The sequence below is a fragment of the Curtobacterium sp. APC 4022 genome, assembly GCF_030407555.1.
Taxonomy (GTDB): Bacteria; Actinomycetota; Actinomycetes; order Actinomycetales; family Microbacteriaceae; genus Curtobacterium.
Map to the genome: position 1 here is coordinate 72583 of NZ_JASDDD010000007.1, position 21556 is coordinate 94138.

At 71.1% G+C, this 21556-nt stretch carries 18 protein-coding genes; 7 read left to right on the forward strand and 11 right to left on the reverse strand.

The window, feature by feature from the left end; genetic code table 11:
• Nucleotides 1–17: 17 nt before the first annotated feature.
• The 6 genes from QL987_RS04115 to QL987_RS04140 form a co-directional block, all read right to left on the reverse strand.
• Nucleotides 18–887, reverse strand: coding sequence for an alpha/beta fold hydrolase (locus QL987_RS04115; protein ID WP_290156405.1), 870 nt, complete (start codon nt 885–887; stop codon nt 18–20).
• Nucleotides 884–2674, reverse strand: a complete 1791-nt coding sequence (locus QL987_RS04120) for an ABC transporter ATP-binding protein (protein ID WP_290156407.1) — start codon at nt 2672–2674, stop codon at nt 884–886. Before QL987_RS04120 ends, QL987_RS04115 begins: the two co-directional genes overlap by 4 nt.
• Entirely contained in the window at nt 2671–3603 is a 933-nt protein-coding gene (locus tag QL987_RS04125; RefSeq protein ID WP_111075856.1) for an ABC transporter permease, read from the reverse strand. Before QL987_RS04125 ends, QL987_RS04120 begins: the two co-directional genes overlap by 4 nt.
• Nucleotides 3600–4580, reverse strand: coding sequence for an ABC transporter permease (locus QL987_RS04130; RefSeq protein WP_290156408.1), 981 nt, complete (start codon nt 4578–4580; stop codon nt 3600–3602). Before QL987_RS04130 ends, QL987_RS04125 begins: the two co-directional genes overlap by 4 nt.
• On the reverse strand, nt 4577–6313 hold the full coding sequence (locus QL987_RS04135; RefSeq protein ID WP_260497415.1) for an ABC transporter substrate-binding protein: 1737 nt from the start codon (nt 6311–6313) through the stop codon (nt 4577–4579). The genes QL987_RS04130 and QL987_RS04135 overlap by 4 nt, the downstream gene beginning before the upstream one ends.
• Before the next feature lie 92 nt (nt 6314–6405).
• Complete coding sequence (locus QL987_RS04140; protein ID WP_111075854.1) at nt 6406–7563, reverse strand: LacI family DNA-binding transcriptional regulator; 1158 nt, start codon at nt 7561–7563, stop codon at nt 6406–6408.
• 169 nt (nt 7564–7732) lie between these two features.
• Here QL987_RS04140 and QL987_RS04145 point away from each other — a divergent pair, with 169 nt between their 5' ends.
• Complete coding sequence (locus QL987_RS04145) at nt 7733–7891, forward strand: hypothetical protein (RefSeq protein ID WP_181439329.1); 159 nt, start codon at nt 7733–7735, stop codon at nt 7889–7891.
• A 43-nt stretch (nt 7892–7934) separates the two neighbouring features.
• Here the strand turns inward: QL987_RS04145 and QL987_RS04150 are convergent, their stop codons facing one another.
• Nucleotides 7935–8651, reverse strand: coding sequence for a GntR family transcriptional regulator (locus QL987_RS04150; RefSeq protein WP_258376765.1), 717 nt, complete (start codon nt 8649–8651; stop codon nt 7935–7937).
• A 77-nt stretch (nt 8652–8728) separates the two neighbouring features.
• Here QL987_RS04150 and QL987_RS04155 point away from each other — a divergent pair, with 77 nt between their 5' ends.
• The 5 genes from QL987_RS04155 (at nt 8729) to QL987_RS04175 (ending at nt 16560) form a co-directional block, all read left to right on the forward strand.
• The gene (locus QL987_RS04155; RefSeq protein WP_290156409.1) at nt 8729–9961 is read left to right on the forward strand and encodes an MFS transporter; all 1233 of its coding nucleotides are present in this window, start codon (nt 8729–8731) and stop codon (nt 9959–9961) included.
• 158 nt (nt 9962–10119) lie between these two features.
• Nucleotides 10120–11478: an extracellular solute-binding protein gene (locus QL987_RS04160; RefSeq protein ID WP_290156410.1), complete on the forward strand. Its 1359-nt coding sequence runs from the start codon at nt 10120–10122 to the stop codon at nt 11476–11478.
• On the forward strand, nt 11475–12557 hold the full coding sequence (locus tag QL987_RS04165; protein WP_111075850.1) for a sugar ABC transporter permease: 1083 nt from the start codon (nt 11475–11477) through the stop codon (nt 12555–12557). The genes QL987_RS04160 and QL987_RS04165 overlap by 4 nt, the downstream gene beginning before the upstream one ends.
• Nucleotides 12554–13489, forward strand: a complete 936-nt coding sequence (locus QL987_RS04170) for a carbohydrate ABC transporter permease (protein WP_111075849.1) — start codon at nt 12554–12556, stop codon at nt 13487–13489. Before QL987_RS04165 ends, QL987_RS04170 begins: the two co-directional genes overlap by 4 nt.
• The gene (locus tag QL987_RS04175; protein ID WP_290156411.1) at nt 13486–16560 is read left to right on the forward strand and encodes a glycoside hydrolase family 2 TIM barrel-domain containing protein; all 3075 of its coding nucleotides are present in this window, start codon (nt 13486–13488) and stop codon (nt 16558–16560) included. The genes QL987_RS04170 and QL987_RS04175 overlap by 4 nt, the downstream gene beginning before the upstream one ends.
• A gap of 152 nt (nt 16561–16712) precedes the next feature.
• On the opposite strand, the gene QL987_RS04180 is transcribed toward QL987_RS04175, so the two are convergent.
• The 4 genes from QL987_RS04180 to QL987_RS04195 form a co-directional block, all read right to left on the reverse strand.
• Entirely contained in the window at nt 16713–17135 is a 423-nt protein-coding gene (locus QL987_RS04180; protein ID WP_290156412.1) for a DUF3151 domain-containing protein, read from the reverse strand.
• 27 nt (nt 17136–17162) lie between these two features.
• On the reverse strand, nt 17163–17495 hold the full coding sequence (locus tag QL987_RS04185; protein WP_290156414.1) for a DUF3140 domain-containing protein: 333 nt from the start codon (nt 17493–17495) through the stop codon (nt 17163–17165).
• Between the two features lie 100 nt (nt 17496–17595).
• A complete protein-coding gene (locus QL987_RS04190; RefSeq protein WP_290156415.1) occupies nt 17596–18549 on the reverse strand; it encodes a GDP-mannose 4,6-dehydratase in 954 nt (317 codons plus the stop codon).
• Nucleotides 18546–19529 (reverse strand): GDP-mannose 4,6-dehydratase, encoded by a 984-nt coding sequence (locus QL987_RS04195; RefSeq protein WP_290156416.1) that lies wholly within the window; start codon nt 19527–19529, stop codon nt 18546–18548. Before QL987_RS04195 ends, QL987_RS04190 begins: the two co-directional genes overlap by 4 nt.
• Nucleotides 19530–19857: 328 nt before the next feature.
• Between QL987_RS04195 and QL987_RS04200 the strand changes: the two genes are divergently transcribed.
• On the forward strand, nt 19858–21504 hold the full coding sequence (locus QL987_RS04200) for an ATP-binding cassette domain-containing protein (protein ID WP_290156418.1): 1647 nt from the start codon (nt 19858–19860) through the stop codon (nt 21502–21504).
• Nucleotides 21505–21556: the final 52 nt, after the last annotated feature.

The window sequence follows — 21556 nt, forward strand, 5'->3', positions numbered from 1 at the left end:
TCAGTGGGCGGAACGAGTCAGTGCTTGCTCAAGAACGTGTCGAAGACCTCGACGGTTCCGGTGGGGTTCTCGACCTGGGGGCCGTGCCAGCTCTCCGGGATGACGACGTACTCGGCGCCGGTGTCCTCGGCCATGGTCCGCTGCCACGGGATCGGCCAGGCGGTGTCCCACTCCCCGTGCGTGACGAGGACGGGGAGCCCGGTGGCGCGGAGTTCGGCGGAGCTGTCGGTGTGGTCCTCGAGGATGTGGCCGCCGGCGACGACGCTCAGGGGGCTCGTGGCGTCGAAGCGGTCGCGGACCATCCGGACGTCGTCGGGCAGCTCCTCGTCCGGACGGTAGGCCCAGAGCGGGTTCGTCGAGTCGAAGAGCTGGCGGAGGTTGCCGCCGGTGTCGTGCAGGATCGTCAGCTCGGCGACCTTGCGGTACGGCCAGCCGTACGGCCCGGAGCAGAACTGCACGACGTCGCGGAAGGCGCTCGGGTCCTGGATCGCGGCGGCGCGGACGATCACCCCGCCGAGCGAGTGCCCGATGAGGTGCACGGGCGCGCCGTCGTCGAGCAGCCGAGCGACCCGGACGACGTCGGCGGCCTCTTCCTCGAGCGCGTAGTCCCGGGGTTCGGTCGGTGCCGCCGAGTCGGCCTGGCCACGGCGGCTGATCGCGACCGCGGTCCAGCCCGCGTCGCGGAGCAGGGGCATGAAGGTGCGCCAGTCCTCCTTCGAGCCGGTGTACCCGGGGACGACGAGCACGACGCCCTTGCTCGGGCCCGTCGGGACGACGCGGTAGGCGGTGAGCCGACCGACGGGCAGGTCGATGCCGACGACGTCGACGCCCTCGGGTGTGGGCAGGTGGCCGAACGGCGGGACGGTGGGGAACGCGTGCAGGTTCATGCCGTCAGTCTGCGCCGCGGGTTCGGCACGGCGTCGAGGAGCGCCACCGTGTAGTCGTCCTGCGGGTGCTGCAGCACGTCGGCCGTGCGACCGCGCTCGACCACCGCGCCGTCGTGGAGCACCATGATGTCGTCGGTGATGAGCCGGGCGCTCAACAGGTCGTGCGTGATGTAGAGGAGCGAGACACCCCACTGCTCGCGCAGGTCCTCGAGGAGCGCGAGCACCCCGGCACGGAGCGTCACGTCGAGCATCGAGACCGGCTCGTCGGCGATGATCACCTGCGGGTCGCTCGCGAGCGCCCGGGCGATCACGACGCGCTGCCGCTGCCCACCGGAGAGCTGGTGCGGGAGCTTCTGCGCGAACTGCTCGACGGGCGTCAGGCCCACGGTCTCGAGGAGCTCGAGCACACGGCGTCGGGCATCGCGACCACGGAGCCCGGTGTAGTTCACGACCGGACGGGTGAGCGTGTACTCCACCGTGTGCAGTGGGTTGAGCGCCGAGTACGGGTCCTGGAAGACCATCTGCACCTCGGAGCGCAGGTCCCGCATGCCCCGCCGCCCGAGCTTCGCGACGTCGAGGTCACCGAACCGGACGGTGCCGCCCGTCGGCTTCTCGACGCCGGTGAGCAGCTTCGCGATGGTCGACTTGCCGGAGCCCGACTGACCGACGAGGGCCAGGGACTGCCCCGGCTCGAGGGTGAACGACACGTCGCGCACCGCCTGCACCGGCTGCTCGCCACGACGGGGCGCCGGGTACGTCTTGACGAGGTGGTCGACGACGATCGGGTTGCGGGCGGCACTGCGCTCCCGCGACCCGACCGTGCTGAACGACGACGTCGCCTGCTGTCGCTTCTCACCGGCCTCGGCTCGGAGCGAGCGGTCCGGGAAGCCCGGCAGGCTCACGACCGCGGCGCGCGGGTCGGCGTAGTGCGAGAGCAGCATCTGCGTGTACTCGTCCTGCGGGTCGCGCAGGATCTCGCGCGATCCTCCGTCCTCGACGATCCGGCCCTCGTGCATGACGAGGACACGTTCGGTCGCCTCGAGGACGATGCCGAGGTCGTGGCTGATGAGCACAGCCGTGAAGCCCTCGGCTCGCTGGAGCTCGATGATCGTGTCCATCACCGCGTGCTGCACCAGGACGTCGAGCGCTGTGGTCGGCTCGTCGAACACCATGAGCTTCGGTTCGAGCGACAGTGCGAGGGCGATCGACACGCGCTGCCGCATGCCGCCGGACAGCTCGCCGGGGAACCGCGCCAGCATCGAGTCGGGCAGCTTCACCTTGCCGACGAGCTCCTTCATCCGGCTGTCCCAGCGCTCGCGTGGCACGTGGCCGTGGGCCTTGAAGACGTCGATGAAGTGGTTGCGGATCGTCCGCACCGGGTTCAGCGCGTTCATGCCGGACTGCAGCACCATCGCGAAGCCGCCCTGGCGCTGCTGCCGGAGCTCCTCGTCGCCGAGGTCGCGGATGTCGTGGCCGTTGAACACGATGCTGCCGCCGTTGGTCCGCGCCGGCGGCTTCTGCAGCCGGGTCAGCGCGTAGCCGAGCGTCGACTTGCCGGACCCGGACTCGCCGACCAGGCCGACGAACTCGCCCTTCCGCAGCGAGAACGACACGTGGTCGACCGCCTGGACGGCGGTCTGCCCCGACGACTCGTAGACGACCGACAGGTCGCGGACGTCGAGCAGGACGTCGGTCGCGGATCCGGTGGGACCGTCGGACGGGAGGACCGTGGCGGCGCCGGTACGCGCCTCCAGTCCGTCCTGAGGTGCGGAACGTGAGCCGCTCATGCGGTCGCCTCCTTGCGCTTCGGGCGCGCGCCCTCGCGCAGCCGCGGGTTGGACACGGCGTCGACGCCGAAGTTGATGAGGGTCAGGCTCATCGCCAGGAGGGCGATGCAGAGACCCGGGGCGAACAGCAGGATCCACTGGCCGGTGAGCAGCGCGTTGGAGTTCTGCGCCCAGTAGAGGATCGTGCCCCAGCTGACGATCGAGGAGTCGCCGAGGCCCAGGAACTCCAGGCCGGCCTCCGCCAGGATCGCGCTCGTGGCGGCCCCGAAGAAGCTGCCGACGATCAGGCTCGTCATGTTCGGCAGGATCTCGCGGAACACGATGCGGGTCGCGCCCTCGCCGGAGAACTGGGCCGCGGTCACGAAGTCGCGACCGCGGAGCGACTGCGTCTGGCTGCGCAGGACGCGGGCGCCCCAGGCCCAGCCGGTGACGACGATCACCGCGATGATGACCGCGATCCCGCCGTTCTGCAGGTAGGCCGCGATGACGATCATGAGCGGCAGGCCCGGGATCACCAGGAACAGGTTCACGACGAAGCCGATGACCTCGGCGATCCAGCCGCGGACGTAGCCCCAGCTGAGGCCGATCGCGACGGCGACGAGCGTGGACAGGATGCCCGCGACCGCGCCGACCATCACCGAGATGCGGGCGCCGTAGATGAGCTGGGACAGGACGTCCTCGCCGGCGGCGGTGGTGCCCATCCAGTGGTCGGGCGTCGCGTCGGCGGACCGGGCGAAACCGTTCTGGCTGGCGCCGTACGGGGCGAGGAGCGGTGCCAGGATCGCCACGAGGACGAACACGGCCAGGATGACGATGCCGATCCGGGCCTTGGTGTTCGACCAGACGACGCCGAACTGGCGGGCGGCGGACCGGAGCTTGGACGGGGCCTGCTGTTCGGGTTCTTGCGTGCGTACTGCGATCGTGGTCATCGGCGCGTCCTCGGGTCCAGGACGCCGTACAGCACGTCCACGATGAAGTTGGCGATGAGCACCGACACGGTGATCATCAGGAAGAGTGCCTGCATGAGCGGGTAGTCCTGCCCGATGACGGCGTTGAACAGCAGGTAGCCGATGCCCGGGTAGCCGAACACCTGCTCGACGAGCACCGAGCCGCCGACCACCCCGCCGAGGGCCAAGCCGAAGCCGGTCAGGTTCGGCAGGATCGCGTTGCGGGCGGCGTAGCGGATCGCGACGGTGCGACCGCGGAGGCCGTTCGCCTCGGCGAAGGTGACGTAGTCGTCACCGAGGGTGTTGATCATCGCGTTGCGCATGCCGATGATCCAGCCGCCGAGGCTCGTCGCCAGGATCGTGACCGCCGGCAGGACCGCGTGTTGCAGGGCATCACCCACGAACGCTCCGGAGAGGCCCGGGGTGGTCGTCGCCGAGTACGCGCCGGTGGTCGGGAACCAGTGCAGGACGTAGCCGAGGAAGAACAGCAGGAGCAGCGCCGTCCAGAAGTACGGGAACGTCGACATGAACGAGCCGGACAGGGTGGGGAGCGAGTCGAGCCAGGTGCCGCGCTTCCAGGCGGCGCCGACACCGATCAGGGTGCCGAGGACGAACGCCAGGATCGTCACGACGCCGACCAGGATCAGCGTGTAGGGCAGGGCCTTCCCGACGAGGTCGCCGACCGGCTGCGGGTAGAACGTGTAGCTCGTGCCGAAGTCGAGCGTGATGACCTGGTGCAGGTAGCTGACGTACTGGTCCCACAGGTTGCCGGTCGGGACGCCGAGCTGCGCCTCGATGGCCTTGCGCGTGGCGTCGGTGACGGGGCCGTTCTGGCTGAGCTTCGCCAGGGCCGCGTCGCTCGGGCTGCCCGGCATGAGGCGCGGGAGCACGAAGTTCAGCGTGACCGCGGCCCAGAGGGTCAGGACGAAGAGGACGAGTTTCTGCAGGATGTACTTCACTTGGCGTCGTCCTGTTCCTTCAGGATCTCCCGGCCGGCAGCGCTGTCACGCAGTCGCAGCTTCGTGAAGATCAGCAGCGGCGCCGAGTCGTAGTTCTGCGGGGCCATGTAGGGGTCCTTCGCGCTCGGCCACCCGACGAACTTGCCGGTGTTGAACAGGCCCCAGAGTCCGCCGTGGTACATGCCGATCACCGGCAGCTGGTCGTACACGATGGTTTGCAACTGGTCGAGGATCTGCTGCTGGCGGGCGGTGTCGGTCGTCGCCTTGTACTCGTCGAGCAGGCGCTGCGTGGCCGGGTCCCGGTACCGCTCGTAGTTGTTCACCGTGGGCTTGCCGACGGGCTGGTAGAACTCGGTCGACATCAGCGAGTTGAACGCCTGGTACACGTCGCCGTTGCCCATGCCGCCCATCGCCATGTCGAAGTCGCCGTTGTTGATCGCCTGCTGGTACCCGGCCGGCTGCGGGGCCTTGATGGTGACGGAGACGCCGATGGCGGTGAGGTCGCGGCGGACCTCCTGCGCGGCTCGGAGCCAGTCCGCGTACCCGTTCGCCGTGGTGATCGTGATGGCGAGCTGCTTGCCGTCCTTGACGATCTTGCCGCCCTGCTCGACCCACCCGGACTTCGCGAACGACGCCTTCGCGGCGGCGACGTCCTGCTTCACCATGCCCTTGTCGGGGATGTCGGGGTTGGCGTACCGCTCCTGGTTCGGCAGGATCAGGCCGGTCTGGGCCGCGGCGCTGAGGTTGCCCTCGGTGGCGGTCTCGGCGATGTCGTCGCGGTCGAGCGCGAGCGAGATGCCCCGGCGGACGTTGACGTCGTCGTACGGCGCCTTCGTCAGGTTCGGGATGAGGCCGATCACACCCCCCGGCGGGAACCACCACGTGTTGGTGCGGGACGCGGCACCCCAGGTGCCCTTGACGTCGGAGATGAACGAGTACGACCAGTCGTAGCCGCGCGTGACGGTGTCGAGCTGCGTGTTCGTCGCCGGCAGGATGAGGTGCTTGATCGCGATCTTGTCCGCCTGCCAGTACCGACGGTTCTTGTCCATCGAGTACTGCTGGTCGGTGTAGTTGCCGAGGACGAACGGGCCGGTGCCGACCGGGTTCGGGTCCCGCCACGTCGTCGGGTCCTTGACCTTCCCCCAGTGCTGCTCGCCGAGGATGTAGGTCTGGCCGATGATCGTCAGGCTCGGGACGTCGTCGGACTTCAGGTGGAAGACGACGTGGTCGCCCTGCTGCTCGATGGTGTCGATGTGCTGCCAGGCGCCCTTGACGTCCATCGCGGGGAACTTCTTCAGCAGGTCGAACGTGAAGACGACGTCCTTCGCCGTGAACGGGTCACCGTTCGACCACTCGACGCCGCTGCGGATCGTCATGTCGATCGTCTTGGCGTCCGGCTGCTCCCACGAGCTGGCGAGCCACGGGTTCCGCTTGCCGTCGAGGGGGTTCACCTCGATGAGGGGCTCGTACATCCACTTCGAGGCCGTGCGGGCGTTCGTGATGTACGGGTTGAAGTTGCGGTCGAACAGCGGGTTGCCGTGGTCCGCGTTGATGAGCATCGTGTCCTTGCCGATGCTCGGGTCCGGTTGGGACCGGACCTGGATGCTGCAGCCGGACGCCGCGAGGGCCACGACCGCGATGCCGGCGAGGGCAACGGCGAGGCGCGTGCGCCGGGCGTGCCGCGGGGTGCGCCGCGGAGTGCGCCGCGGGGTGCGCTGTGGGGGAAGCGTCATTGCTCGGTCGACCTCCGTGTCGAGTGGGTACGAGGAGCAATGTATGCGCTTACATCGCCCGGCGCAAGTCATCGGTTCCGGCGCGTGGTGCGTCAGATCGACGGCGGGCAGCTCTCGCGCAGGAGCACCTCGACGGGCAGCCGGACGGCCCGCGGCGGACCGTCACGGCGGTCCAGTCGGTCGACGATCGCCCGGACGGCTGCGCGGCCGAGGTCCCCCATCGGCTGGTGCACCGTGGTCAGCCGCGGCACCGAGTACCGCCCGGCGTCGATGCCGTCGAACCCCGTCACCACGACGTCGTCCGGCACCCGGAGCCCGCGCGCCAGGACCGCGTCGAGCACGCCGAGCGCCGACTGGTCGTTCGAGCAGACGATCGCCCGCGGTACCCGCTCGTCCAGCAGGGTGCGGGCGAGCTCCCGCGCCCGGACCCGGCCGAAGTCGCCGTGCACGGTCCGGACCGCGGCCGACGCCAGGCCGTGGTCCTCGAGCGCACGCTTGAACCCGGCGGTGCGCTCCTGGTCGTCCGGGGAGTCGACGGGCCCGGCGACGTATGCGATCGACCGGATGCCGAGCCGACCGATGACGTGGGCGGCGAGGGTCCGCATGCCCGCGGCGTTGTCGACGCTGATCGAGTCGAAGCCGCGCGAGCGCCGGTCGTCGGCGAGCACCACCACCGGGATCCGGCGGGCGACGTGTTCGAGCAGCTCGTCCGGCACGGTCTGCGCCAGGACCGCCAACCCGTCGACCCGGCCAGCGACGTCGTTGACGATGACATCCCGCGACGGACCACGACCGGCCGCGACCATGAGCGCCAGGCCGCGCTGCCAGGCCTCGGTCTCGGCGCCCCGCAGGACCTCGTCGAAGTACAGGTTCGAGGACGTCGGCTGGGTCACGTGCCGACGGTCGTCGACGATGCGGACACCCCCGTCTGTGACGACGTCCGGCCGTTCGTCCGGCACGACGTCGAACCCCGGCAGCAGCAGCCCCACCACGCCGGTCCGGCGTCCGGCCAGGGCGCGGGCGTTGCCGGACGGGACGTAGCCGAGGGAGCGGATCGCCGCCTGCACCCGGTCTCGGGTGCCCTCGCGGACGGCGTCGGGGGTGCGGAGGACGCGCGAGACGGTCGCGATCGAGACGCCCGCGGCCGAGGCGACGTCGTAGACCGTGGGAGGTGCGGTGCCCTGCGTGGTCACGCCGTGCCTCCCGTCGCGGTCGGAGCCGCGGGCGGCCTGCCCGGCGACGCCGACCATCCTAGGCAGCGTCGGTTCTGCACAGGTCCACGGCGGGGTCTTGCGCACCGGGGCGCGCAGGACGACACTGGCCCGACCAACCGGGACTGGCCGGGCGATCGGTCAGCCGGATCAGCAGGGTCTGCCCTGTCGGCAGGTCCTGCACACCAGCAGTGGGAAGGACGATCAGATGTCACAGTCGACTCCGTCCGGACGCAGGGACGCGTACCGGCTCTCCACCGACGAGGCCGAGGTGCGCGACGCGCTCCTCGACCACGACCACGACTCGCACCTGTCGTGGGTGACCGCCCAGCTCGACGGGACGGAGGAGCGTCCGCTCGTCGAGTAGCGAGCGCACGCCAGCAGCCGGTCAGGCGCCGGCGGCCAGCCCGTCAGGCGCCGGCGGCCAGCCGCTCCGGCGCGCCGACGATCGCCATGCCCGCGCCGCGGAGCCGACGCCGCTCCTGGGCGATGAAGCCCAGCAGCCGGTCGTTCGTCCCCGCGACGTGGGCGGCGACCAGTTCCGCCGCGCGGTCGGCGTCGCCCTGCTGGACAGCGTCGAGGATGTCGCTGTGCTCCTGCCACGCGGCGTCGCGGGCCTCGGGCGTGCGGACCTCGATCCACCGCGTGCGCTCGAGTCGGGTCAGGGCGTCGGCCACCGCGTCGGTGACGAACCGGTTGCCGCCGAGGGCTGCCAGGTCCAGGTGGAACGTCGACCCCATCGTGATGCCGGCCTGCTGGTCCGGCGTCGGACGGAGGGCATCGAGGTGCCCGCGGACCTCGGCGAGCGCCTCCGGCTGCGCACGGGCCACGGCGAGCCGGGCGGCGGCGGGTTCGAGGACGCCGCGGAGTTCGGCGAGCGAGGCGATCTCGTCGAGGTCGATCGGCGTGACCGTCCACGAACGCCCCTCGTGCAGGATGAGCCCCTCGCGTTCCAGGCGCGACAGGGCCGCACGGACGGGGGTGCGCGAGGCGTGGAAACGCGCTTCGAGCCCGCGCTCCGAGATGCGTTCCCCGGGCGCGATGTCGAGCGTCAGGATCGCGGCGCGGAGGTTGTCGTAGAGCTGGGCCGTCTGCGACACGGGTGCTGCGTCGGTCGGTTCGGTCACGGGCATCCAGCGTAGTGCCGTCCGACGCGTGTTGGTATACCGTTCCGGTACACCAGCCGAGTCGAGACGGGGAGCGCGTGGTCCGGACACCTGCACGCGCCTGGGTGGTGCTCGCACTGGGTGTCCTGGCGCAGACCGCCGGGACCCTCGTCGTGACGGCGCCGGCCCTGCTCATCCCGTACCTGCACGCGAACGGCCTGTCGCTCGCGCAGGCCGGACTGCTCGCCTCGGCCCCGACGGCGGGCATGGTCCTGACGCTCATCGCCTGGGGCGCCGTGACCGACCGGATCGGCGAGCGGGTCGTGATCGCGGGCGGACTGGTGCTCACCACCCTCGCGGTCGCCGGCGCGTGGCTGGCCGGCGACGACACCGTGCTGCTCGGGGTCGCGTTCCTGGCGGCGGGCATGACCAGCGCCTCGACGAACGCGGCGAGCGGCCGGGTGGTCGTCGGCTGGTTCCCCAAGGAACGGCGCGGCCTGGCGATGGGGATCCGGCAGATGTCGCAGCCGCTCGGGGTGACCCTGGCGGCCGTCACGGTCCCGCAGCTCGCCGAGGCGTCGGGCATCCGCAGCGCGCTGGTCCTGCCGGTACTGCTGTGTGCGGTGCTCGCAGTGGCGTGTGCGCTCGGGATCGCCGACCCGCCGCGACCGACGCGGAAGCGCTCCCCCACCGCCGACACGTCGAACCCGACCAGCGCGACCAGCGCGACCGGCGCGACCAGCACGACCGGCGGGACCCCGAACCCCTACCGCGCGACCGGCTTCCTCTGGCGGATCCACGCCGTCTCGATCCTGCTCGTGGTGCCGCAGTTCACCCTGTCGACGTACGGGCTGGTCTGGCTGGTCACCCTCGGCTGGTCGACGTCCGCAGCCGGACTGCTGGTCGGAGCCGCCCAGTTCGTCGGTGCGATCGGCCGGATCCTGGTCGGCTCGTGGAGCGACCACGTCGGCTCCCGGGTCGGGCCGCTGCGGGTGGTCGCCGTGTCGGCCGCCGTGGTGATGGCGATGCTGGCCCTGGTCGACGTCGCGCACCTGCCCGCGGCCGCGGTGTTGCTCGTCGTGGCGACGAGCGTCACGGTCGCCGACAACGGCCTGGCGTACACGTCGGTCGCCGAGGCCGCCGGCCCCGCCTGGTCCGGCCGGGCCCTGGGCGCGCAGAACACCGGGCAGTTCATCGCGGCGAGCGCGGTCGGCCCGGGCATCGGCGCCCTGGTCGGGCTGGTCGGGTTCGCCGGGTCGTTCCTGCTCGTCGCGGCGCTGCCGGTGCTCGCGCTGCCGCTCGTGCCGCGGGCGGACCGCTCGCACGACTGAGACGCCCGGCGCGACCCGGAACGGACGGGAGGCCCGTGGCGGCGTCGCCACGGGCCTCCCGTCCGGTCACGAATCCGGCACGAATCCCCACCGTCGTTCGGTTCTGTGGTTGGGTGTCGTGCAACCCCGATCCGACGACGAACCGGAGGTGCACGGCAATGACGCCATCACCAACACCACTGTCCAGACGATCCCTGCTGGGATTCGGCATCGGCACGGCGGCAGCAGGTCTGCTCGCCGGGTGCGCGGTGCCGGGCTCGACCAACGTGAACCGGTCGGCGCTGGTGCCGGCCGCCGCACGTGGGGAGACGGTCCAGATCACCTACTGGGCCTGGCTCAAGGACCTGCAGAAGGTGTGCGACGTGTGGAACGCCTCGCACCCGCACATCCAGGTCACCGCGAACTGGATCCCCGGCGGCACCTCCGGCGGGTACCAGAAGATGTACTCCGCGCTCGCGGCCGGCGGCGGCCCCGACATCGGCCAGGTCGAGCTCCGGCAGATCCCCGAGTTCATGCTCGCGAACGGCCTGGTCGACCTGGCCCGGTACGGCGCGAAGGACTTCCAGTCGGAGTACGACGAGGCCGCCTGGGCCCAGGTCGAGTTCGTCGACGGCGTCTACGGCATCCCGCAGGACACCGGCCCGATGGGCTTCTACTACCAGACCGCGATCCTGGAGCGGGCCGGCGGCGAACCCCCGACCACGTGGGACGAGTGGAAGGTCCTCGCCGACAAGGTCCGGAAGACCGGCAAGCGGAACTTCCTCGAGGTGTTCCCGGTCGCCGACGCCTCGCCCTTCGCCGCCTACGCCCAGCAGGCCGGCGCCCGCTGGTTCAAGGTCGACGGTGACGAGTGGGTCGTCGACATGACCGACGACGCCACGATGCGGGTCGCCGACTTCTTCGACGGCTGCATCGACGACGACCTGGTCGACACCAGCGCCGGTGCGTACTCCCCCGGCTGGTACGCGGCCTGCGCCAGCGGTCGGATCGCCGCGGTGACGAGTGCCAGCTGGGGTGACGCGCTGATCGAGTCGATCCAGGGCGGCAAGGGCAAGTGGAAGGTCGCACCGATGCAGAAGTGGGACGCGTCCGGGTTCGGTTCGAGTGCGATCGGCGGGTCCAGCGCCGCGGTCCTGGCGAACGCGAAGCACCCCGCGGAAGCGCTCGAGTTCATCACCTGGATGACCACCTCGAAGGAAGGGGTGGACGCGATGATCAAGTACTGCGGCATCGGCTGGTCCCCCGCGAAGGACTACATCGGCGCCCAGCGCGAGCAGCCGTCGGAGTGGTTCTCCGGCCAGAACTACAACGAAGAGGTCTTCGCCCCCGCCGCGAAGGAGCAGAACATCGACTGGTCGTGGTCGCCGGTGACGCAGTCGGCCTTCACGTCGCTGCAGGACCAGTTCCGCCGCAAGATCACCGGCAAGCTGAAGCTCTCGGACGCCGTCGAGCTCGCCCAGGCCGAGATCGTGCAGTCCTTCAAGGAAAAGGGCCTCAGCGTCAGGACGGCACGATGACCACGCAGCAGACACCCCCCGCCTTCCGCACGAGCACCAAGGCCACCCGCGCGCAGAAGCGTGCGCCGTGGATCCTGCTCGCGCCGTTCCTGGCGCTCTTCGCGCTGACGTTCGTCATCCCGATCATCAGTGCGCTGTTCCAGAGCTTCACCACCGTCGACCGGAAGGGCCTGTTCGGCGAGGACGGCGTCACCGGCCGGTTCGCCGGCTTCGACAACTACGTCACGGCGCTGAACGACAACGGCTTCGTCGCCTCGATCGGCCGGATGCTGCTGTTCGGCATCGTCCAGGTGCCGGTGATGATCATCGCCTGCACGATCCTGGCGCTGCTGCTCGAGTCGGCGAGCGCCCGCTGGCCGGGCTTCTTCCGAGCGATCTACTTCATGCCGTACGGCGTGCCCGGCGTCATCGCGACGATCCTCTGGTCGTTCCTGTACGTGCCCGGGCTGTCGCCGATCGTGTCGCTGCTGCAGTCGATGGGGCTGCAGCCGGACTTCCTCGGCGCGAACAGCGTGCTGTGGTCGATCGCGAACATCGTCACGTGGACCTACACCGGCTACAACATGCTCATCATCGTGGCGCAGCTGAAGTCGATCCCCGGCGAGGTCTACGAGGCCGCGAAGATGGACGGCGCCGGCCCGTTCCAGGTCGCGTGGCGGATCCAGATCCCGCTCATCGCGCCGGCCCTGGTGCTGACGACGGTGTTCTCGATCATCGGCACGCTGCAGCTCTTCGCCGAGCCGCAGATCCTGTCGACGGTCGCCCCCGCCATCGACACCGAGTACACGCCGAACTACGCCGCGTACACGAACGCGTTCGCGTTCAACGAGTACGGCGTCGCGAGCGCGCAGGCCGTGATCATCGCGTTGGCCGCGTTCATCCTGTCGTTCACGTTCCTGGCGCTGACGAACCGGCGGCCGAAGGACGAGCGCGACCAACGCAAGCGGGCCCGCAAGGGCGGCCTGGAGGCTCGGCGCGCGCTCCAGACGCGCGCTGCGGCGGGCAGCACGGTCACCACACAAGCCGACCGCAGCCTCCCGGCCGGTCGTGTCGCGACGACCGAAGGGACTGAACGATGACCAGCGAAGCCGTCGAAGCGCCAGCCACGGCGAAGACCGCGGTGCCGGTCGACACCACGTCGATCACCGCGCACCAGCGACGGAAGCTCGACCGCTCGCCGCGGTCGCAGATCGTGGTGACCGGGATCCTGGTCGTCGTCGCGCTGTACTTCCTGGTGCCGCTGTACTGGGTCGTGATCGCCGCGACGAAGACGACCGGCGCCCTGTTCGCCACGAACGGGTTCTGGTTCGGGGGCGACTTCGCCCTGTTCAGCAACATCCAGGCGGTGTTCACCTACGACGGCGGCATCTTCGTCCGGTGGATCGCGAACAGCGTCCTGTACTCGGGCGTCGGCGCGGTCCTGGCGACGTACTTCGCCGCGGCCGGCGGGTACGCCCTGGCGAAGTACGAGTTCCGCGGCCGGCAGCTCGTGTTCGGCACGATCCTCGGCGGCGTCCTGGTCCCCGGCACCGCGACGGCACTGCCGCTGTTCCTGCTGTTCTCGACGATGGGCCTGACCGACACGTACTGGAGCGTGCTCATCCCGAGCCTGGTTTCACCGTTCGGCCTGTTCCTGTGCCGGGTCTACGCCTCGGCGTCGATCGACACGGCGCTGATGGAGTCCGCACGGCTCGACGGGGCGAGTGAACTGCGGATCTTCCACACCATCGCGCTGCGCCAGCTGACACCCGCGCTCGTCACCGTGTTCCTGTTCCAGCTCGTCGGGATCTGGAACAACTTCTTCCTGCCGCTCATCATGCTGGCAGACCAGAAGCTGTACCCGATCACACTGGGACTCAACAACTGGCGAGCCCAGGTGGACCGGTTGCCCGAGTTCTACCAGCTCACCACGGGTGGGGTGCTCGTCTCGGTCATCCCGCTCGTCATCGCCATCATCGTCCTGCAGCGCTTCTGGCGCGGGGGCCTCACGGAAGGATCGGTCAAGGGTTGACCTCTGCCGCACTCGACGACCTGCACTCGACCACACCGGGATCGGCATCGCGCCGGGCACCACGTGCCTGGTTGCACACCGACGCTCCGTCGCTGTCGCTCAACGGCGACTGGGACTTCCGGTGGTCCCCGGTGGCGGACGCCCCCGGGTTCGAGGACCCGGACGGGTGGGGGTCGCTCCCGGTGCCGTCGCACTGGGTCCTGCACGGGCACGGTGCGCCGAGCTACACCAACGTGCAGTACCCGTTCCCGGTCGACCCACCGCACCCGCCGGACGAGAACCCGACCGGCGACCACCGCCGGACCTTCACGCTGCCGGACTCGTTCGACGGGGCCGCACGGGTGCTGCTCCGCTTCGACGGGGTGGAGTCCCACTACCGGGTGTGGGTGAACGGGGAGCTCGTCGGCTGGTCGACCGGGTCGCGGCTCGCCGCCGAGTTCGACGTGACGTCGATGCTCCGACCGGGGTCGAACGAGCTGCGGGTCCGCGTGCACCAGTGGTCGGCAGCCTCGTACCTGGAGGACCAGGACCAGTGGTGGCTGCCCGGCATCTTCCGGGACGTCACCCTGCTCGCCCGTCCGGCCGCCCCGATCGACGACGTGTTCGTCCGCGCCGGGTGGACCGCGACGCTCGGCGATGCTGCCTCCGCCGGGACCGCCGCGTCCGGTCGGCCGTCGACCGGGACGGGCACGATCTCGGTGCCGACGCTCGACGCGGTGTTCCCGGTGCGCTTCACCGTGCCGGAGCTCGGCGTGTCCGTGGTCTGGGACTCCGCGGAGGAGGTCGCCCCGATCACGGTCGAGGGCGTCGAGCCGTGGAGCGCGGAGCTGCCGCGGCTGTACGACGCGACGCTGACGTCGGGCAGCGGTGCTGCCGGCGGCGGTGCTGCCGGAGAGACCGTGTCGCTCCGACTGGGGTTCCGGACCGTGCAGATCGTCGGCGACCGGTTCCTGGTCAACGGCGAGCGCGTCGTGTTCCACGGCGTCAACCGGCACGAGACGCACCCGGTCCGCGGCCGGGTGTTCGACGAGGCCCACGCCCGCGCGGACATGGCGCTCATGAAGCGGTCGAACGTCAACGCGATCCGCACCTCGCACTACCCGCCGCACCCGCGCGTGCTCGACCTGGCCGACGAACTCGGCTTCTGGGTGATCCTGGAGTGCGACCTCGAGACGCACGGCTTCGAGTTCCAGGGCTGGCAGGGGAACCCCTCCGACGACCCCGCCTGGGAGGACGCCTACCTCGACCGCATCGCCCGCACCGTCGAGCGCGACAAGAACCACCCGTCGATCGTGATGTGGTCGCTCGGCAACGAGTCCGGCACCGGCCGGAACCTCGCCGCGATGTCCCAGTGGGTGCACGCCCGCGACCCCGAGCGTCCGGTGCACTACGAGGGCGACTACACGGGCGAGTACACCGACGTCTACTCGCGGATGTACCCGACGCTGCAGGAGACCGAGTCGATCGGCGGCGGTCCGGCCACTCCCCTGCTCGGCTGCGGTCCCGCCGAGGCAGCACGGCAGCGGTCGAAGCCGTTCCTGCACTGCGAGTACGTGCACGCGATGGGCAACGGCCCCGGGCAGATCGCCGAGTACGAGGCCCTGGTCGACCGCTACCCCCGGCTGCACGGCGGCTTCGTGTGGGAGTGGCGTGACCACGGACTCCTGGCCCACACGCCCGACGGCACCCCGTACCACGCGTACGGCGGCGACTTCCACGAGGTCGTGCACGACGGCAACTTCGTGATGGACGGCCTGGTGCTGCCCGACGACACCCCGACGCCCGGGCTCGCCGAGTTCGCCGCCGTCGTCGCCCCGGTGCGCCTGTCCGTCTCGCCGCTCGGCGGGTCGAGCATCGCCGGCGGCGGGACCGTCCTGGTCGAGAACCGGTACCACTCGGCGTCGACCGCGGGACTGCGGTTCTGCTGGACCCTCAGCCGGAACGGCGTCGTCGAGGCGTCCGGACGGTTCGCGCCCGGGATCGTCGCCGCGCGGCAGTCCGCCACGGTGCCGGTGCCCGACGAGGTGCTCGCGGCAGCGCGGGCGGATGCGGACTCCCTGGCGCCGGGCGACGAGCTGTGGCTCGACGTCGTCGCGGAGCTCGCCGGGCCCACCGCCTGGGCGGACACCGGGCACGTGGTCGCACGCACCCAGACGCTCGTGGCGAGCCGCGAGGCGGAGGTGGTGCGGGCCTCCCGAGTGGGGTGGCAGGGCGACCGTCTCGGTGACGCGACGTTCACGGCACGCGGTGACCTGGCGACGCTCAAGGGCCACGCGGTGGCCGGGCCCCGCCTCGAGCTGTGGCGGGCGCCGACGGACAACGACCGTGGCGCCTCGCAGGGCGGGTACGAGACCGCCGATCCGGAGCTGACGCACGGTGTCGGCGACCCGACGGCGCCCTCGTCGGTGTCGAAGTGGGAGGCCCGTGGTCTCGACCGGCTGACCCACCGGCTGGTGTCCGTGGACCGGACCGACGACGGGCTCGTGCAGCGGGTCCGGGTCGGGGCGGCGAACAGCGGGGCCGGGGTCGAGGTCACGCACCGGTGGACCCTGACCGACGCCGGACTGCTGCTGCGGACCGACGCCGTGCCGTTCGGCGGCTGGGACGTCACCTGGCCGCGGGTCGGCGTGCGGATCGACCTGCCCGCCGCGCTGCTGTCCGAGACGGCCTCGTGGTTCGGGACCGGGCCGGACGAGTCGTACGCGGACTCGTCGCACGCGGCCCGGGTCGGACGGTTCGAGGCTCCGGTCTCGGCGATGACCACGCGCTACTCGATGCCGCAGGAGACCGGGCACCGTCCCTCGCTGCGGTCGCTGACGGTGGGACCCTTCACGGTCACGACCGTGCCGGCGCCGGGCTCGGGGCACCGCGCCGGGTTCACCCTGACGCCATGGACCGCGCAGCAGGTCGGGCGTGCCGCGCACCCGCACGAGCTGCCCGAGCCGGACGCGCTGTACCTGTACGTCGACGACGCGCAGCACGGGCTCGGCAGCCGGGCGTGTGGGCTCGACGTCCTGCCGGAGCACCAGCTGTGGCCGAGTGCGCGGAGCTGGAGCGTGCTGCTGGCTTAGACCGGGGCGGGCCGGCGGGCCGCCGCTGGCGCTGGCTGGCGCCGCACAACAGAAGCCCGTCCGAACCGGGGGATCCCCCCGTTCGGACGGGTTTCTGTTGTGCGCATCCGAAGCGCGCCGCGCCGCGCGCGCGGGCGCCGCCGCGCCGCGCGTCAGCCGCGCGCGATGGCCTCGGCGGCCGACGGGTCCGCGCCGTCGAGGAACTGCGTCAGCCGCTCGGCCTCGCCCGGCTCCTCGATCGCCTCGGCCGCCCGACGCAGGGCGAACAGGGAGCGCAGCACGCCCCGGTTCGGCTCGTGCGACCACGGCACCGGCCCGACACCGCGCCACCCGGCCTTCCGGAGCGCGTCGAGGCCGCGGTGGTACCCGACGCGGGCGTACGCGTATGACTCGACGGTCGCACCGCGCCCCCACGCCTCGTCGGCGAGCAGCGCCCACGCCAGGCTCGACGCCGGGTACGACACCACCACGGAGGCGACGGGTGCGTCCGCCGCCAGGGCTGCGTCCACCTCGGGCTCGGCGGCCAGCAGCGTCTCGGGGTTGGTCGAGGGGTTCGGGAGCAGGTTGTCCGGCATGCCCGCCACGCTACTTGAGCAGACTGCTCACTTCAGCGGGTCGTGTCCCCAGTTCATCAACGAGTACCGCCACCGGGTGTCCTCGACGTCGCCGGAGGGTCGCTGTGACGAGTGCCGCGCCACGTACCCGACGACCTTCCGCATGTGCGAGTAGTCGTCGTCGGTGTACTCGCCCTGCTTCTTCCGCAGGATCCGCACGATGTGCCGCCCGGACTCGTGCCCGGTCGACTCGGACGCGCCGGACGACTTCTGGCCGACCTCCTTCGACTCGTCGGAGTCCAGCCAGTCCTCCAGCTGCGAGGCGGTCATGTTCACCGCGTCGCCGAAGTCGTCCCGGGTCTGCTTCTCGTCGTCAGCCATGTCGGACATCTTGCCCGGCACGCCTGCACGGAGGTCCGGCGCGGTGTACCCGACTGCCACCTCCGGAGTCCCGGGCCGTGCGACCGCTCGGCGAGCGCCCTCAGCCGAGGAGCCGTTGATCGTGCCGCACCATGTCGACCACCATCTCGTCGAAGCGCACCGTGGGCTCCCACTGCAACACCCGGCGGATCTTGCCCGGGTCACCGACCAGCCGGTGCGTCTCGTTCGGACGACGGAACTCGGCGTCGGACCGGACGTACCGCTGCCAGTCGTGGATCCCCACGGCGGCGAAGGCGACCTCGACGAACTCTCGGATGCTGTGGGTCTCCCCCGTCGCGATGACGTAGTCGTCACCCTCGTCGGCCTGGAGCATCAGCGCGAGCGCCGCGGCGTAGTCCCGGGCCCACCCCCAGTCCCGCTGGACGTCGAGGTCTCCGAGCACGAGTTCGTCCTGCACTCCGGCCGCGATCCTCGCCGCCGCCCGGGTGATCTTCCGACTGACGAAGTGCTCGGGCCGCCGCTCGGACTCGTGGTTGTAGAGGATCGCGTTCGAAGCGTGCATGCCGGTCAGTCGGTACGCCTGGGTGAGCAGGTGCGCACTCGCCTTCGCGACGCCGTAGGGGTTCACCGGCGCGATGGGTGACCCCTCGGTCTGCGGCGTGTCGGCGGAGCGGCCGAAGACCTCGGCGGACGAAGCCTGGACGAAGCGGACCGCGGGGTCCGCCCGACGGAGTTCCTGCACGACGTCGAGGAGGTTCGCGACCGCCGCGCTGTTGACCTGGTGTGTGAGGACCGGTTCCTGCCACGACCGTGCGACCGAACTCAGTGCCGCGAGGTTGACCACGGCGTCGGGCTGGACCTGGCGGAGGACGGTCGCGATGCCGTCATGGCAGCGGAGATCGACGTGGTGGACCGTGACACCGGCGGGCGCGGACCCCGAACCAGCGGGCTGGATGCCGTGCACCCGCCATCCGCTGGCCTGCAGGACCTCCGCGAGGAAGCTCCCGGTCTGCCCCGCCACCCCGGTGACCAGTGCCGTCCGTGCCGCGGTCATGCGGCCGTTCGCTGCTGCTCGAGGTCGCTGTCGACCATCATCCGGACGAGGTCCGCGAACTGGACCTCCGGCTGCCATCCGAGGACGTCCCGGGCCTTGCTCGAGTCACCGATGAGGAGATCGACCTCCGCGGGGCGGAAGAACTCCGGGTCCTGCCGGACGTGCTGCTCCCAGTCCGTGATGCCGACATGCTCGAAGGCGATCTGCAGGAACTCGCGGACCGAGTGCGTCTCGTTCGTGGAGACGACGTAGTCGTCAGGGGTGTCCTGCTGGAGCATCCGCCACATGGCGTCCACGGAGTCGCCGGCGAACCCCCAGTCGCGCTTCGCGTCGAGGTTGCCGAGCGTGAGACGGTCCTGGAGACCGAGCGCGATCCGGGCGACGCTGGTCGAGATCTTCCGGGTGACGAACTCCGGGCCGCGGAGGGGCGACTCGTGGTTGAAGAGGATCCCGCTCGACGCGTGCATGCCGTACGACTCGCGGTAGTTGACCGTCATGTGGTGCCCGAACGCCTTCGCGACGCCGTAGGGCGAGCGCGGCCAGAGGAGTGTGTCTTCGCGCTGTGGGACCTCCTGCACCCGGCCGAACATCTCGGAGCTGGACGCCTGGTAGAAGCGCACCCGCGACGGGTCGGCTCCCGCATGGAGGCGGATCGCTTCGAGCAGGTTCAGCACGCCCATGCCGGTGACCTGGCTGGTGAGGTGTGCGTTCTCCCACGAGTAGGCCACGAACGAGATCGCGCCGAGGTTGTAGACCTCATCCGGCTGCGACCGGTCGAGTGCTCGGAGCAGGGAGGACTGGTCCTGGAGGTCGCCGGTGATGAGGGTGGCTTCCGGCACCCACGCTCGGACGAACGGGACCTTCGGGTTGTTCTGTCCGCGGACGAGACCGAACACCTCGTAGCCCTTGGACACGAGCAGACGAGCGAGGTACATGCCGTCCTGTCCGGTGATACCCGTGATCAGTGCACGCTGTGACATCGTGGTTCTCCTATGTGAAATGTGATCTTCACCATAGCAGTTGATCGGTCATCGTGGTCCTTGCGCGGCACGACTGCGCGGTCGTACGGTGAGGCGTACCCCGTCGTCGCTGCGGGGCCCCGGTGCGGGACGACCGACCGGCGGCACGGGTGGCGGCCACGGGGCCTCCCGACGGGAACGGATCCGGCATTGCGCGAGACCACCGGCACTGCGCCACAGCAGCCGCTGTCCCTGCGCTGACACCGTGACCTCGCCCGCCGACCGGTGGGACCGCCGCCCTCGCGGCTGACGGTGTCGTGCGCCCGCACGACCACCGGAAGGCATCCGCATGCCCGTCACCCCCTCCGTCGTCCTGCACGACGTCTCCTTCGCCTGGCCCGACGGCACCGTTGCGCTCGACCACCTCAGCACCGCGTTCGGCCGCGGTCGGACCGCGCTCGTCGGGCGGAACGGCGCCGGCAAGTCGACCCTCGTCCGCCTCGTCACCGGCCAGCTCGCGCCGACGAGCGGCACCGTCACGACGACGGGACCGGTGGACCACCTGCCGCAGCGCGTCCAAGGGGCCGTGCCGCGCCTCCCGTCCGTCGCGTCCCCACCTGCCGGCCGGGAGGCACGCCCCACCACCCCGGACACGGTCGCGGACCTGCTCGGGGTCGGCTCCCAGGTCCGGGCGCTCCGCGCGGTCCTCGGCGGGGACGCGACCCCCGCGCAGTTCGAGGCCGTCGGCGACGCCTGGGAGGTGGAGGAGCGGGCCGGAGCGGCGCTGGCGGCGCTCGACCTCGGGCCCGGGGCCGCGCTCGGCACCGAGGACCTCGACCGGCCGGTGCCGACCCTCTCCGGCGGTCAGGCAGTGCTCGTCGCGGTCGCGGGCATCCGGCTCCGCGGTCGGCCGATCGCGTTCCTCGACGAGCCGACCAACAACCTCGACCGTCGCGCCCGGGCAGCACTGCTCGACCTCGTGGACTCCTGGCGCGGCACCCTCGTCGTGGTGAGCCACGACCGCGAACTGCTCGAGCACGTCGACGAGGTCGTCGAGCTCCGCGACGGCGACGCGACCGTGTTCGGCGGGACGTACTCGGCGTTCGAGGAGCACCTCGCCGTGCAGCAGGCCGCCGTCGCCCGCGAGGTCCGGGTCGCCGAGCAGCGGCACCGCGTCGAGAAGCGGCAGCGGATCGACGCCGAGACGACCATCGCGCGCCGGGCGAGGGCCGGGGCGGCTGCAGCGTCGTCAGTGCCGAAGATCCTGGCGAACGAGCGGCGGAAGCGGGCCGAGGCCACGGCCGGACGGCTGCGCTCCGGTTCGGCGTCGGCCGAGGCGGCTGCACTCACGACCGCGCAGGAGGCCGGCCGCCGACTGCGGTCCGACGACGAGATCAGCGTGGACCTGCCGGACCCGGGCGTCCCGGCCTCCCGGCGGATCGCGACGATCACGGTCCGCGGTCGGGCGACGGTCGTCCAGGGGCCGGAGCGCGTCGCCGTCGCCGGGGACAACGGGGTCGGCAAGTCCACGCTCCTCGACCAGCTCGTCGGGCTGCCGGGCGCGCGCCCGCACCCGCTGCCGGACACGTCCGCCGAGGCGCACACCGACCGGGTCGGCTACCTGGCGCAGCGGAAGGACACCCTCGACGACGATGCCTCGGTGCTCGAGAACGTCCGACGTGCCGCGCCCGACGTGGCACCGGCCGACCTCCGGAACCGACTCGCCCGGTTCCTGGTCCGCGGGGACGTGGTCGACCGGGCCGTCGGGACGTTGTCCGGAGGGGAGCGGTTCCGCGTGGCGCTGGCCGGGTTGGTGCTCGCGGACCCGCCGCCGCAGCTGCTGGTGCTCGACGAGCCGACGAACGACCTCGACCTGACGGGCGTCGACCAGCTCGTGGCGGCGCTCCGGGTGTACCGGGGCGCCCTCGTGGTGGTCAGTCACGACGAGGGGTTCCTGGACCGGATCGGCCTCGACGTCCGGATCGAGCTCGCCTGAGGCTCGGCTGGGCGGACACGGCTCGGCTCCGCGACGCCGCAGGACGTCCGCG

Coding starts and splice junctions, on each gene's coding strand:
- QL987_RS04135 (WP_260497415.1), bottom strand. CDS start 6,313: ATGACGCTTCCCCCACAGCGCACCCCGCGGCGCACTCCGCGGCGCACC.
- QL987_RS04145 (WP_181439329.1), top strand. CDS start 7,733: ATGTCACAGTCGACTCCGTCCGGACGCAGGGACGCGTACCGGCTCTCC.
- QL987_RS04200 (WP_290156418.1), top strand. CDS start 19,858: ATGCCCGTCACCCCCTCCGTCGTCCTGCACGACGTCTCCTTCGCCTGG.
- QL987_RS04185 (WP_290156414.1), bottom strand. CDS start 17,495: ATGGCTGACGACGAGAAGCAGACCCGGGACGACTTCGGCGACGCGGTG.
- QL987_RS04165 (WP_111075850.1), top strand. CDS start 11,475: ATGACCACGCAGCAGACACCCCCCGCCTTCCGCACGAGCACCAAGGCC.
- QL987_RS04140 (WP_111075854.1), bottom strand. CDS start 7,563: ATGGTCGGCGTCGCCGGGCAGGCCGCCCGCGGCTCCGACCGCGACGGG.
- QL987_RS04160 (WP_290156410.1), top strand. CDS start 10,120: ATGACGCCATCACCAACACCACTGTCCAGACGATCCCTGCTGGGATTC.
- QL987_RS04120 (WP_290156407.1), bottom strand. CDS start 2,674: ATGAGCGGCTCACGTTCCGCACCTCAGGACGGACTGGAGGCGCGTACC.
- QL987_RS04115 (WP_290156405.1), bottom strand. CDS start 887: ATGAACCTGCACGCGTTCCCCACCGTCCCGCCGTTCGGCCACCTGCCC.
- QL987_RS04180 (WP_290156412.1), bottom strand. CDS start 17,135: ATGCCGGACAACCTGCTCCCGAACCCCTCGACCAACCCCGAGACGCTG.
- QL987_RS04195 (WP_290156416.1), bottom strand. CDS start 19,529: ATGTCACAGCGTGCACTGATCACGGGTATCACCGGACAGGACGGCATG.
- QL987_RS04170 (WP_111075849.1), top strand. CDS start 12,554: ATGACCAGCGAAGCCGTCGAAGCGCCAGCCACGGCGAAGACCGCGGTG.
- QL987_RS04190 (WP_290156415.1), bottom strand. CDS start 18,549: ATGACCGCGGCACGGACGGCACTGGTCACCGGGGTGGCGGGGCAGACC.
- QL987_RS04125 (WP_111075856.1), bottom strand. CDS start 3,603: ATGACCACGATCGCAGTACGCACGCAAGAACCCGAACAGCAGGCCCCG.